Genomic DNA, 13234 nt, shown 5'->3' on the forward strand with positions numbered 1-13234 from the left:
CTTACTCTCCTCCTTTCTTTAGCTCTTCAAGAATGTCTTTTTTCGGTGCGATCAGCCGATAATTATTTTCTTCAAGCGTATCATCGAATTGACAAACTGGACGATACGAGCAAAAGCCACAGGGTGTACTTTCTTTATATTGATAAGGGGCGATGTTCACCTTTCCGCTGACAATTTCATCCCCCGACTGCTGATAGAGGCGGCGAACATGCTGTCTCATGCCATTAAATGCTTCTCTGTCAGCCGTTTTGGAAAATCTTTTATCCAGCTTTCCGGTCTTCGTAAAAGCAACAGGAATAATAGGTGAAGCACCTGCGCCCAGATTAGCATCCATAAGCTGCAGGGCTTCATCTTCCCCTAGAACTAAGCCATTCATCTTGAATTTCTTAAATAATTCCCGTTCAATTTCCTCTAGCGTCAGCAATTTTTTGCTGCTGATAAAAGGATTATGCACGTGAAAATACAATACTCCCGCCGGATGGGCTTCTGTTCCAACAAGGTGCGGCGAATACGTCCAAATAATATCTAAATAGGTTAGCATTTGCAGCGCAATCCCGTAATATACCTCTGTTAAATCCAGATCGCGGCCGCTCGACTTATAATCAATGACCCGCAGATAAATGCCATCCTCTCCTTCAGCTTGGTCAACCCGGTCAATCCGGCCGGCAAGTGCCATTTTTGCACCATTTTTCAACGTGAATGCTAAAGGCGGCAGCTTCTCCCCTGGCCCAAATCCAAGTTCAAGGCCTACCGGTGCAAAACCGCTTGCTTTCGCCTGTCCGCTCAATGCATAAGAAGCCCGCCAAATAATTTGTTCCAGTTTCCGAGTTAAATAGAGGTGGCGGTTAGAACTTAATAAAATCTGGTTTTGCAGCTGTGGTGCCAGCTGTTTGACCGCTTCGCTTGATAGTTTTCGACATTGTTCTTTTGACAATTGGGCCCACTTTAAGCCGCGTCTTTCCACCTCATCAGCAATCCATTTCAGTGCTCCGTGGAACAAGTTGCCGATATCCGGTGCCTGCAGACGGAAAACATCTCGATCCTTAAGTTTCAGTCCATGTCTGGCAAAATGAGAAAATGGACAGCTATTAAACATTTCCATCCTTGTCACGCTCGCCAGTATTTCTTCTCCGTACAACTCTGTACTCGTTACTTCATCTAGTGAAGTCGTGTCATTTTTATAAAATAGACTAGATAATACCCTTTCTGCTTTTTCCTTTTGCTGCGGATGATTGATGTAAAAGTTGTACACATCCCACCAAAAGTCATACATTGGATAATGGAAACGTTTCAGCTGCAAACGGGAAGCTAAGTATGACAGCGTCGGATCAGGATGGCACACATATTGCAACTGCTCCTCTTCACTTAATTCAGACGGATCATTCACAAATAGCCGCTCTTTCATCGTCGGGAACAGCTCTTTTATTCTTTTTATATAAAAAGAAGGAAGCAGTGCTTTGCCTTCGTTATCCGCAATAGGATAAGAGACATAAAGCCGATTCGCTGAAACCGTAAACGCTCGGTAAGCAGTAAACTCTTCATCAAGCATCCTTCGCCTGCTGCTAAGTGCCAGCGTCATTCCCTCTGCCAGCAATCTTTCCCGATCCTCGTCCGCTAAAATTCCGTCTTCCATTTGTTTCGCCGGCAATACGCCCTCATTCACCCCGATCACAAACGCCGCTTCCACCTCACTTAAACGAGAAAGCTCTAGATTCGCCACAGTTACCTGATCAGCAGCTGGAGGTACAATCGCAAACTCCATCGCTTCTAGTCCCGCATCCATGATGGCGGAGAACTTCTGCAGCGTCATCTCCTCATCATCGAGCACTTCTACATATTGATCCAGCAGCTCCATAACGGCGTTCCATGCCTGATTATGTTCTCTTGCTGTTACAAGATCCCCTCTCTCTTCTGCTTCCAAGCTAAACGCTTCTAGCTTTTCTGGAATATGCAGCTCTTCCAAATAAGAATAGAGGGCTTGAGCAAATTCTCTGCCAAGTTTCGCCTTCTTCAGTCTGCCGGCCAGTCGAGAAATAGGTTCAGAAATAAGTCGTCTAACCTCATTTAGTTCCGTTTCTATTTCTCTCTCTTCATCTGTCTGAACTTTGTTTATTTGCTCAAGCCCTCTGAAACGCCGATACTTCCAATTATCTTTTTCGGTCCAGCGATTTCCTTTTATTCCATAGGCTAATACATAGTTTTCCAAGCGATCCATTTTCTCGCGGAGTAGTTGCCAATTTTCATTGATAGGGAAAAGCAAGTCTGTTTTTACGGCACGAAATACAGACTCATACCGCCAGTTACTCGTTACGGTTTCTACCGTAGCACGAATCAGTTCAATAAGAGGGTGATTCATCATAGGACGCTTTTGGTCAATGAAAAAGGGAATATCGTAATCTCGCATAACCGTTTCAATTAATTGCTGATAGTCTTTTCCATTACGGACAAGCACCGCCATTTGCTTGAAGCGAAATCCTTCTTCACGAGCAAGCCGCCGGATTTCTCTCGCCACTCCTTCAATTTCTGCTCTTCTGCTTGCCGCCTTTATTAAACAAAGATTATCTGACGGTTCAAAAGGGACAGGCGGACGGCGATCAAAGTATGCTTCTAAATGCTTTAAGCTTTCTTCCTTATAACGTTCTCCCATTGTTAAAAGAATATCTTCTTCTACTTGTATGCCATTTTCCGATGCCAGCTCATATACACGGGCATACGTGTCGCCAGATAAACGGAATAAATGTGTTTCTTCCGGCGGCATCGAACGAAACGGAGCATCAACAGTTAAGGCGATGGTCACCTTCTTTGCCTGTTTCATTAACTGCAAAAGCACAGCATGTTCCTGCGGTGTAAAACTGTGGAAGCCATCTACATAAATCTCTGCCTTTCTTATATAGTCGGAGATCGCTGCTGCTTCTGCTAAAAGACGCAAATAATCCTCCGAATCGACGTACTTGCCGATCAGCGCTTCTTCAAAATCACTGTATATTGTCTGTAAATCGTGGAGCTTATCTTTCAATGCTTTTGAACCCGTACTTTGTACAAGCTCTTCCTGCTTCTTTGCTAACTCTTCTGGCGTCACACAATACCGTTTAAACTCTGTCAACATGCTTTCGACATGGCTGACAAACCCGTTTTTGTCAGCTGCACCAGCAAATATTTTTAAGTCTTCTTTCTTGTCTTCAATAATTTTACGAATGAGCATATTTAAGCCGGAGGAAGTAATATGCTGTCTGCTCATTCCTCCCGTTTCCTGAAGCACTCGCCAGGCAAGCCGTGTGAAGCTGTATACTTGGGCGCGTATAATACCACCAAGCTCCAAGTCCGATGCTAGCGTGTATTCAGATAAAAACGTCATTTGTTCCGGCACAAGATAAATAATAGGATCGCCTATCGGCTTTTCTATCAAGTTATTTTTTATCTCATCAATCATTCGTCTCGTTTTGCCAGTCCCTGACCGGCCGATTATAAATTGGACAGACACATTCTTTCCCTCCAGTAAATTTCCGGCATTCTTCCTGCTGCTGCATGATCTATCCCTTTATCATAATACAGATCATACGTTCTGTCATCTTCCTAAAATTTAAAAGGAAACGATAATTCAAAAAAGAGCGCGGCTTGCTTTAGCCTCTCGCTCTTTCTTTCTTTTCCTTCTTATTAAGGTGTCTCTCAATTTGTTTTCCAACTGCCCACAAAACGAAAATGATGACACCAAGAATCGTCGTACGTATTGGCTCTTTTATTAATGAAAAGAAATCATAGCCAATAAAGCTGATAGTAAAAATCATGACCACTTTTCCCGCCATCACCGCAAGCAAGTACTGCCTAATGCTAATATTAGACAAACCAGCCACAATATTGACTACAGCTGAAGGAGTAAACGGAAAACATAAAAGCAAAAAGACAGGACCAAAACCATGGCGGTCCACCCAATTCATTAATTTTTTCACTTGGTGATGCCTATGTAAAAAGGATAATACCTTTCGTTGCCCATAATTCCTCACAAGCAGAAACACGAGAATGGCGCCAGTAACCGATCCTCCCCATGATAGTAAAAACCCCCACCACAATCCAAAAGCACTGGCATTGGCCATTACAAATACAACAAGAGGCAAAAAAGGCAAAAAAGCTTCAATTAATGGCAGAAGAAAACCAGGAATAGGCCCAAATGATTCGTATTTTTGAATGACATCCATTATATTTTCAATCGTAAACCATTCTTTCAGGCTTGTAACATCCATATTGTTCTACCCCTTATATCCGCTGACGTTCGATTTTTTTTATTTTACCACAACTAGGTGTTTCATCTTAATGGAAGAGCTTGAAAGCGGAAAAAGGGAACCCTACTTAATTAATTCTCTTAAAAAATAATTTTTCTAAATATTTTAAAAGTTTTGGTTGATTCCTTTCAGGGTATCACATATAATAAGAAAAAGGTATCTGAGGTGATGAAAATGGAAAACAATAATTACTTTGCCGAAATGATGAAGTCCCCGATGCCGCGTGAACAAGTCAAAAATGCAACAGCTGCTTACATTGACAACTTGTTAAATGATATCTTGTTTAAACAAGAAAAACAAAAGCTGATGAAAGCGATCGATCAGTCCTTGGATGAAGGAAATCGCCAATTATTTATTGAATTATCAGCCAAGTTAAATGAGTTAGAGAAAAAATTTAAACATTAATTAATTCTTCTTTAAAGCTACTCCTCTTTAATACTAAACTCCCCTTATGTCGATAAGACACTGGATCGGAGGCTGACTCGACGAAAGGCAAGTATATGGCACCTCTTTAAAAGAGGCGCCATATACTTGTGGGTTAGTCTCGGCTTTTTTGAGCGCTTGCACCGCTCCTCTCTTCTTTCCTTTTTCCTTCTTTAACTTCTAACGGATACGTTTCCATCATATAAATTCTTTCTGCCATTGCGGGATGTCCATATCGGAATATTTTTACGAGCGCTGGAGGTTTTACTTCGGATAACCCTTCTCGTGCCAGCTTTTGAAAGGCACTAATGGCTGCTTCCTTGTCTCGTGTCATTTCAATCGCATAGGCGTCAGCCTGTTTCTCTTCAAATCGGGAAATAGCATTAGAAAAAGGACTGGAAGCGAACGCCATCATGGAAATCACAAGCAGAAACAATGGCAAGGTCCTCAATTGGGACAACTCCTTAATATGCAGCTGCTTTCCATACTTGCGAACCCATCTCTCCATCCATTTGGCTGCGAGCCAAAATCCAAAAAAAGCAAAAGCCAGATAGCTGCCAATTCCAATATAGATGTGTTTTTTTACATAATGGGCCATTTCATGCGCCATAACAAACAGGACTTCCTCTTCATTCAACTTCTTTAATGTCGTATCCCACAAAACAATCCGAGCATTTCCCCCTATCCCGGTAACATAAGCATTCAAGGCGTTCGTCTCTTTTGATTTATTTACCTCATACACATGATCGGCTGGGATGTTTGCCTTGTCCGCCAAATTTAAAATTTTTGTTTCCAATTGTTTATTTTTTAATGGATAAAAGTCATTATAAAGCGGATCAATCAGTACCGGCTGTACATACATCATGAACACAGTGAACGGCACAAACAACGCCCATGCAGCCAGCCACCACTTCTTCTTAAACCTTTTAATCAAGGCATAGAGGACAAAAACAAGAACAAACATAAGTACGTAGCTAACCCAGAAATCAATAAGCTCATTTTTCATCCACTGGGGAAACGTTTGAGCGGAAATTCTGTAAACTCTTGAAAAGTGATAGCTAATATATTGAAGAGGAAATGCAAGCAGAAATGTCAGCAGAGATAAGTAAAATAAGTAAATAGCCGTTTGCCCAACTGAAAAGCGCACTGTTTGTTTCGACCATTCCTCAAATTTCTTTGAAACGCCGAAAACTAAGATAAAGAAATAAACAAGCCATTCAAATGGAACACCGAGAAAAAATAAAAAATTCTTGATCGTTGAATATTCTTTTCCTAAAGTCTGTTCTGCCGCGGTTAAGAAAACAGCTGGATCAGCGCTTGTCCCTTTATAAATTTCCGGGATTTCTCCAGGTGCCATATCATATAAATAGTAATAAATGGCCAGCGCAAATAATCCATATCCAACTAAAGCAAACACGGCCCACTTTTTCACTGTCCTCCTCACTCCTTTCTTTCTCCCTTATTATATTTAATATATATGTTGTCCACTTAGAACAGAAAAACAGAATTATCCCCCAAGCTTTTTACCTAAAAGTCCTAAAGGCGAGCAATAAGAGCACTTTTTTACAAGTCTCTTGCCTAGTTTAATCGTATTCCCTTAGAAACATGTAAATACTCCTTACATAATAAAACTGCCTGGAAGAAGCTGATTCGTATTCTTCCAAGCAGTTTCACTCTCGCATTTAATTCTTTAATACTTGCTTCTTTAAAGCTCTTCTTAATATTTTGCCTGTCGTATTTTTAGGGAGTTCTGTTAAAAATTCAATTTCTTTAGGCAGTTTGTAATCAGCTAAACGACTGCGGCAATACTCCATTAACTCTCCTTTCGTGAGCTGTTCATTTTTTGAGACAACAAAGGCGAGCACCGCTTCCCCGTAGTTAGGATCAGGCACACCAAGAACGGCTCCTTCTACGATATCCTGATGGCTATAAAGTACTTCCTCTACTTCACGCGGATAAACGTTGTATCCTCCCACAATAATTAAATCTTTTTTACGGTCGACGATATAAAAATAGCCCTCTTCATCCTGTCTAGCAAGGTCTCCTGTATACAGCCAGCCATCCTTAATCGCTGCATCTGTTTCCTCGGGCTGTTTATAATATCCTTTCATCACATTTGGGCCCCAAACAATCAACTCTCCTACTTCACCAGTTGGCACTTCTTCCCCTAGTTCATTCACTACTTTATTCTCTACATTGCTAATCGAACAACCAATGGAACCGGCTTTTCTAGGTCGGTCCAGTGGATTAAAAGCTGTTACAGGGCTCGCTTCGGATAATCCATATCCTTCCGAAACTCTTACATTGAATTTTTTCTCAAAATTCTCCAGCAGAGCTACTGGCATCGAGGAACCGCCTGAAATGCATAAGCGGATAGAAGAAAAGTCTTCCAAATGGCCCTCACTTGCTTGATAGAGAAAGTTATACATCGTTGGAACACCGGCAAAAACTGTTGCCTCATAGTGCTTAGCCTGCGCAAATACTTCTTTAGGGCTGAATTTTGGAAAAATAATCATCGTGGCACCGCTAATAAGCGGAGCGTTGAGGCACACGGTAAGACAAAATACATGAAACATCGGCAGGACTGTAATAATTCGATCTTTTCCGCTAAATTGCAAATAGGAAGCGATATCACGAGCATTGGAATATAAATTTTTGTGGCTGAGCATTGCGCCTTTCGGTTTGCCAGTCGTCCCAGAAGTATAGAGAATGACGGCTGTTTCATTCTCGTCTACAACCGGCGGATAGAATGGGAGAAGACCAATATTGATCACTTCAGAAAACGTTTTCATTTTTTCGTAAATGGAAAATTGCTTAGGCTCCCCCCTTTTTACCCGTTCATCATTCGTTTCGCAAACGATGTAATGCTCGACTAACGGCAAAGAAGCATCTAATTTATTCACGAGCGGGACTAGGATATCAAGTAAAATGACGGCTTTAGCATCGCCATTTTGAACAATGTAGCTGATTTCCTCAGGTGAATAAAGAGGATTGATCGGGATAACCGTTACCCCTGCCCGCAAAGCTCCATAAAGTGCCACAATAAAATGTGGCGAGTTTCCCGCAATTAAAGCAACATGATCCCCCTGTTCGATGCCCAACGTTTTTAAACCGGATGCAAATCGCTGAACTGCCATGTTTAACTCTTCATATGTCGCGGTTTGATCAAGAAAGTGATAAGCCGCTTTTCCCCCTTGTTTGGCAGCTGCCTGTTCTAATGCCGTCGAAAGATTCATTCCATCCACTCCCCCTTGTGAAATATGAATGAATAGTCATTCATATTTGAATTTTCAATATTTATTATAATTCAATTTTTTCCAGGCTGCAAGAAAAGAAAAAAACCGCCATTATCTATGGCAGTTTTTTACATATCAATATAATAAATCAGCAATTTCTTCTTTCGTTACGTTTCCAAAGTAGTGAGGTACATCGAGTGCCTCAAGAGCTTGTTTAATAGCATTCTTTTCATATCTAACGCCGGTAAGGCCTTTCTCCATTTCTTCTACATCGCCTACTCCAAAAAAGTCACCATATATTTTACAGCTTTGAATGAGGCCATTTTTTACATCAAGCCGAACATCAATAAGGCCAACCGGAAAGCGATGAGAACGCTGGATATTAAACGCTGGCGACTTTCCATAATTCCAATCCCAGTTTTTATAGCGCTCCTGTGAAATTTGTTCAATTACACGCCAATCTTTATCCTCAAGGTGATACTCAGGAATATGAGACTCGCCTTCAAAAATATTTTCCAACAAAAATTGACGAAACTCCTTGATCGTCATCGATTCTTTTAACAAATCAGCGATGTTGGTGACTCTGCTGCGAATAGACTTAATTCCTTTAGATTCGATTTTGTCTTTCCGTACCTTTAAGGCTGCGACGACATCATCCATGTTAGTTTGAAACATTAACGTACCGTGACTGAACATTCTTCCTTTTGTAGAGAACTGTGCATTGCCCGATATCTTTAATCCATTGGCCAGAATGTCGTTTCTTCCGCTCATTTCCGCTTCAACGCCTAATTTACGTAAAGCGGCCACGACAGGCTCAGTGAACTTTTTGAAGTTATGAAAGCTGTCGCCATCATCCTTTGTAATAAAGCTGAAGTTCAAATTCCCTAAATCGTGGTAAACCGCTCCCCCTCCAGACAGGCGGCGGACAACATGAATGTTTTTGTCTTCCACATAGTCAACATTAATTTCTTCAATCGTATTTTGATTTTTACCAATAATAATGGATGGTTCATTTATATAAAATAGTAAATACGATTCGTTGATATCTAAATATTTGACTGCGTATTCTTCAATCGCCAAATTAACCCGTGGATCGGTTATTCCTTTATTGTCGATAAACAGCATGGCTTTTCCTCCATTATAATCCTATTTCTAAATCTTCTACCGCCAGTAATACGGTACCATAAAATTCTTCCTCGGCTTCTGCTTTTAAGGTTGCCACGTCCCCAAAATGCGGAAGATGTGTTAATACGAGTGTATTGACTTCTGCGAGGCGTGCTAGTCTTCCAGCTTCAGTGCTTGTCATATGGCCAGCTGCTTGTCCATCCATCCCTTTATAAAAATTGCTCTCGCACAGAAGCAGACTGCTTCCTTTTGCAAACGGAATAAAAGCTTCCTGAAAGGCAGAATCAGCTGTATAAACGACAGATTGCCGGTGGTTGGATATTTTCATAGCATAGCAAGGCACAGGGTGCACAGTTCGCAGAAATTCTACTGTAAATGGTCCAATGACTAGCTTCTCTTCTGGTTGATAAGCCTTTCCTACTGTCAGATCTTTGTATGTAAGAGCAGCAAAGCCTGCTTCGTCTTCCTTGTGCCCATAAATCGGCAGCGGTGAAATATCTTTTCCTAGGTGTTTGCCGATTAAAAGAGCATGCTGCAGCACACCAATGTCTGCTACGTGGTCTGGATGATAATGTGACAGCAAAACAGCATCGAGTTGTTCGGGCTGTATATGGTTTTGCAAATGCGAAAGAACTCCGCTTCCGCAATCAACTAACATTTTAAATCCGCCTTCTTCAAACAAATAGCCTGAACTTGCTTCATTCACTTTTGGATAGCCGCCCCAGCAGCCAATAACCGTAACGTTCATGAAAGGGCTCCTTTCCATCAATTAGATTTTATCTTCATACGTATTGTATTCCCCAAATGTCTTTCGTTCAACTTCATGAATTATTTGATTTGTTAAAAAATTTAATGAAAAGTGGTTGACTAGCACATACTGTTATAATACAATGAATAAAAATAAGATATCAGTTATATAACAAAAAATGAGGAGGAAACATCAAATGGTTAAAAACATCGTTGACTTTTTCAAAAACTTACCGGCAAAACAATGCGCAAAGTGCGGCTCTTATATTGAGGAACAGCACGAGTGCTACGGCCATGTTTGTGATGAGTGTACTGACATTCAAGATCTTTAAGATGTCTCTATTCCTTTAGCCTCCAATTCCATATTATATAAAAAAGCAGAACCGGCTTCGCCTTGAGCTGGTTCTGCTTTTTTAATTTTATTCTTCCACCGTCTGCACACCATATTGTTTTTTAAACAACCTTTTAAAGAACAGGGCGGTAATGACTAGACAAACTGCCGCAAACGAAAGAAGGATTTGTTCGTTTGTCCACATAAAATGAAAATCACCGCTGGAAATCACGGCCTTAAAGGCCCGGACAGAATACGCCATTGGCAAAATCGAATTAAATGGCTGCAATGCCTTTGGTATTAATTCCAATGGGAACGTACCGGCACTGGCGGTTAATTGCAAAATTAAAATTAACACCGCTATAAAGCGTCCTGGATTTCCCCACAGCGTTGTGAGCATTTGAATAATCGCCATAAAGGTCAGGCTTGTAATCATCGTCGTTAAAATAAACAATGGTACACTCTGTACTTCTATTTTTAATCCAAATAATAAAACAGCTGAAACGAGCAATGACTGTGCTATTCCTGCAGTGAACATAATACCCGTCTTGCCGATAAACCACCGGAAGCCGCTCGAAGGCTGTTCCGCAGGGTCTCTAAGCGGAAAGACAATCGTTAACATGAGCGCTCCGACAAACAAGCCAAGAGACAAGAAGTAAGGAGCAATACCTGTTCCGTAGTTTGGCACATGATGCTGAACCTCTTTATCCACTTTCACAGGCTCTGCCATCATGTCGTATGTGTCGTCTTTTGCGTGTACTTCGTTTGCTTTGCCTGCCGCTTCTCCTAATTTATCATGCAGCTCTTTCGTTCCTTCTTTCAGTTTTACTGAGCCGCTTTCTAACTCCGTAGAGCCTTCCGCCAGCTTTCCAGCTCCTTCTGATAATTTAGATGAGCCATTATTTAATTCTCCTAAACCACTATTTAATGATTCAGCTCCGCTTGCCAGTTCTGCCGATCCATTTTTTGCATCAGAAAGTTTTTCCCCTACTTGATTCATGCCATTTGTGAGAGTCTCTTCTCCAGCCTGCAGCTGTCCTGTGCCAGCAGCTAATTGATCGGATCCCTCTGCTAGCTTATGGATGCCTTCTTGTAACTGTTGTTGTCCTGTTTGTACTTTCCCAAGGCCTTCATTTAATGACTTAATATTAGGGGCAAGTTGTCCGCTAATGGCTTGATTAACCGCTTTAGAACCGGAAGCAAGCTGCTGGCTTCCTTCCTGTAGTTGACCGACATTCGTTCTGATTTGCTCCGCCATTTGATTTTGCTGCTCTTTTAGTTTTTGCTTAATGAGTGCAATTTCTACAGGAGAGAATTTTTTCTCCAGCAATGGCATGTATTGTTCTAATTGCTGATTCATTGATTCATTCATGCCAGCAATCAATTGTTCTTCAAATTGCCCTAATCCGGTATTTAACTGTTCAGCGCCAGTTGAGAGCTTCTGTGTGCCTTCCGTTAATTCAGGAAGTTTGCTTTGAAACTGCTGCACGCCTTCTTTCATTTGAACCGTGCCGGAATTAAGCTCCGTCATTTTTCCATCTACGGTGTGAAGGCCCGTTTGTAAATTAGAAAGACCAGAAGCTAATTCATTCGTGCCTTTTTGTAACTCTTGACTGCCGGCTGTGAGCTTATTTTGACCCTGCTCAAGCTGTGCTAGCCCTGAGCTTAGCTTTGAAGCTCCATTTGCTAATTCTTTTGATCCTTTCCCGGCTTTTGAAATACCTTCAGAAAATTGTACAGAGCGGTCAGCTAGAATAGCTAAGTTTTCTTTTAATTGGGCGGCTCCTTCAGAAAGCTTACCTGCTCCTTCATCTAGTTCTCCGGCCCCTTTGCTTGCCGTTTCAAAGCCTTCCCCCATCGACTTCATTTTATCAAACATCGTTTCTGCATACGTTTCTGTCACGCTCTTTTGGACAGAAGCCCGAATTTCCTTCATGGCTGTTGTCCCCATTTGCGAAGAAACGAAATTGTAGCTTTCATTCGGCACATACTTCAACTCTAGCTTTTTAGGTGTATCATCTAGCAGCGTAGTAGCGTTTGCAGAAAAATCAGCTGGAATTTGGATCAGCATATAATACTCTTGATTGTCTATTCCTTTTTGTGCTTCTTTCTCGCTCACAATATGAAAATCAAAATCATCACTTTTCTTCAGTTCTTTCGTCAATTCCTTGCCAATGGCTAGCTTTTCACCATCAAAGTCCGCACCGGCATCTTTATTCACGATAGCTACCGGCAATTTATCTAATTGTGAGTACGGATCCCAAAAGGCCCATAAAAGCATTCCTGCGTATAAAAGGGGGATAAGTAAAATAGCTATCATTGAAATGAATAACATTCGATTGCCAGCAATATTTTTTAATTCTGCTATAAACATAGATCGTTTCATAATTGCCTCCATGGTAATAATAGTGACCATTTTATTCATCTGGTCAATTCAATGTAAAAGAAAAGGATTCTCCTTAAATGGATAACCCTTCAAATAAATACAACTCAAACAATTGGGAAATATCCTCTTCACTTAATGGTTCTTTTCTCTGCTCCCAATCAAAAATCAAAGAAATATAAAGCTTCAGCATAATAAATGCTGTGACCTCTGGATCGCATGGCTTAATTTCGCCTGCTTCAACAGCTACCAGGATCTTTTCCTTGATAAAAGAAAGAATCGCTTCTTCCATCATATTCATCACTTCGAGAACAGCAGGGGTTCCCATATCTTTTCCTTCTTGAAACAGCTTAATCGTTAACTGATGCTTTTTTCTGAATTGGAGAATTTGAAAAAGAGCTCTATGGACATTTTCATGAAATGTCTTAGAAGGATCGATCGCTTTTTCCGCCGCTTCTCTCATCTCAATAATAAGCGTCTGAACAATTTCATCAAACAATTCTTCCTTGTTTTTAAAGAACGTATAAATCGTCCCTTTGCCGACATTAGCAAGCTTAGCTACTTGGTCCATCGTTGTCGCTTTGTAGCCAAAGAGTGAAAAGGATTTGGTAGCCGCTTCAACAATTTGTTTTTTTCGGTCAACTGCCATTCCCTGCCCCCCATTCTGACCAAATGAACAATTTGGTCAATTCATATAAACATCATACTGCAA

10 protein-coding genes are annotated in these 13234 nt (G+C 41.1%); 2 read left to right on the top strand and 8 right to left on the bottom strand.

Translation table 11 applies throughout. The features are described from left to right. Position 1 precedes the first annotated feature (1 nt). Together addB and A8F95_RS12695 are read right to left on the bottom strand one after the other, a co-directional pair. Positions 2–3481, bottom strand: a complete 3480-nt coding sequence (addB, locus tag A8F95_RS12690) for a helicase-exonuclease AddAB subunit AddB (RefSeq protein ID WP_065410830.1) — start codon at positions 3479–3481, stop codon at positions 2–4. 139 nt (positions 3482–3620) lie between these two features. Then, on the bottom strand, positions 3621–4238 hold the full coding sequence (locus tag A8F95_RS12695) for a TVP38/TMEM64 family protein (RefSeq protein ID WP_065410831.1): 618 nt from the start codon (positions 4236–4238) through the stop codon (positions 3621–3623). A 213-nt stretch (positions 4239–4451) separates the two neighbouring features. On the opposite strand from A8F95_RS12695, the gene A8F95_RS12700 reads away from it, so the two are divergent. Further along, a complete protein-coding gene (locus A8F95_RS12700) occupies positions 4452–4682 on the top strand; it encodes an IDEAL domain-containing protein (protein ID WP_049660658.1) in 231 nt (76 codons plus the stop codon). A 133-nt stretch (positions 4683–4815) separates the two neighbouring features. Here A8F95_RS12700 and A8F95_RS12705 read toward each other — a convergent pair whose 3' ends face one another. From A8F95_RS12705 to A8F95_RS12720, 4 genes are all read right to left on the bottom strand, one after another. Continuing rightward, positions 4816–6132, bottom strand: a complete 1317-nt coding sequence (locus A8F95_RS12705) for a M48 family metallopeptidase (protein ID WP_065410832.1) — start codon at positions 6130–6132, stop codon at positions 4816–4818. Positions 6133–6382: 250 nt separating this feature from the next. Beyond that, a complete protein-coding gene (locus tag A8F95_RS12710) occupies positions 6383–7936 on the bottom strand; it encodes a fatty acid--CoA ligase family protein (protein WP_065410833.1) in 1554 nt (517 codons plus the stop codon). A 135-nt stretch (positions 7937–8071) separates the two neighbouring features. Beyond that, a complete protein-coding gene (gene lplA / locus A8F95_RS12715) occupies positions 8072–9061 on the bottom strand; it encodes a lipoate--protein ligase (RefSeq protein WP_065410834.1) in 990 nt (329 codons plus the stop codon). Between the two features lie 13 nt (positions 9062–9074). Continuing rightward, complete coding sequence (locus tag A8F95_RS12720) at positions 9075–9809, bottom strand: MBL fold metallo-hydrolase (RefSeq protein WP_065410835.1); 735 nt, start codon at positions 9807–9809, stop codon at positions 9075–9077. A gap of 196 nt (positions 9810–10005) precedes the next feature. On the opposite strand from A8F95_RS12720, the gene yhfH reads away from it, so the two are divergent. Continuing rightward, positions 10006–10140: a protein YhfH gene (gene yhfH / locus A8F95_RS12725; RefSeq protein WP_065410836.1), complete on the top strand. Its 135-nt coding sequence runs from the start codon at positions 10006–10008 to the stop codon at positions 10138–10140. A gap of 87 nt (positions 10141–10227) precedes the next feature. Here the strand turns inward: yhfH and A8F95_RS12730 are convergent, their stop codons facing one another. Together A8F95_RS12730 and A8F95_RS12735 are read right to left on the bottom strand one after the other, a co-directional pair. Next, positions 10228–12525, bottom strand: coding sequence for a YhgE/Pip domain-containing protein (locus A8F95_RS12730; RefSeq protein WP_065410930.1), 2298 nt, complete (start codon positions 12523–12525; stop codon positions 10228–10230). Between the two features lie 73 nt (positions 12526–12598). Further along, positions 12599–13171, bottom strand: coding sequence for a TetR/AcrR family transcriptional regulator (locus A8F95_RS12735; RefSeq protein ID WP_065410837.1), 573 nt, complete (start codon positions 13169–13171; stop codon positions 12599–12601). Positions 13172–13234: the final 63 nt, after the last annotated feature.

Origin of the sequence: Pseudobacillus wudalianchiensis, assembly GCF_001685015.1 — a bacterium.
Classification (GTDB): Bacteria; Bacillota; Bacilli; order Bacillales; family Domibacillaceae; genus Pseudobacillus; species Pseudobacillus wudalianchiensis.

Excerpts from the sequence above, each read along its gene's own strand:
- lplA (WP_065410834.1), bottom strand. The coding sequence starts at position 9,061 with ATGCTGTTTATCGACAATAAAGGAATAACCGATCCACGGGTTAATTTG.
- A8F95_RS12695 (WP_065410831.1), bottom strand. The coding sequence starts at position 4,238 with ATGGATGTTACAAGCCTGAAAGAATGGTTTACGATTGAAAATATAATG.
- A8F95_RS12730 (WP_065410930.1), bottom strand. The coding sequence starts at position 12,525 with ATGAAACGATCTATGTTTATAGCAGAATTAAAAAATATTGCTGGCAAT.
- A8F95_RS12700 (WP_049660658.1), top strand. The coding sequence starts at position 4,452 with ATGGAAAACAATAATTACTTTGCCGAAATGATGAAGTCCCCGATGCCG.
- A8F95_RS12735 (WP_065410837.1), bottom strand. The coding sequence starts at position 13,171 with ATGGCAGTTGACCGAAAAAAACAAATTGTTGAAGCGGCTACCAAATCC.
- A8F95_RS12720 (WP_065410835.1), bottom strand. The coding sequence starts at position 9,809 with ATGAACGTTACGGTTATTGGCTGCTGGGGCGGCTATCCAAAAGTGAAT.
- A8F95_RS12710 (WP_065410833.1), bottom strand. The coding sequence starts at position 7,936 with ATGAATCTTTCGACGGCATTAGAACAGGCAGCTGCCAAACAAGGGGGA.
- yhfH (WP_065410836.1), top strand. The coding sequence starts at position 10,006 with ATGGTTAAAAACATCGTTGACTTTTTCAAAAACTTACCGGCAAAACAA.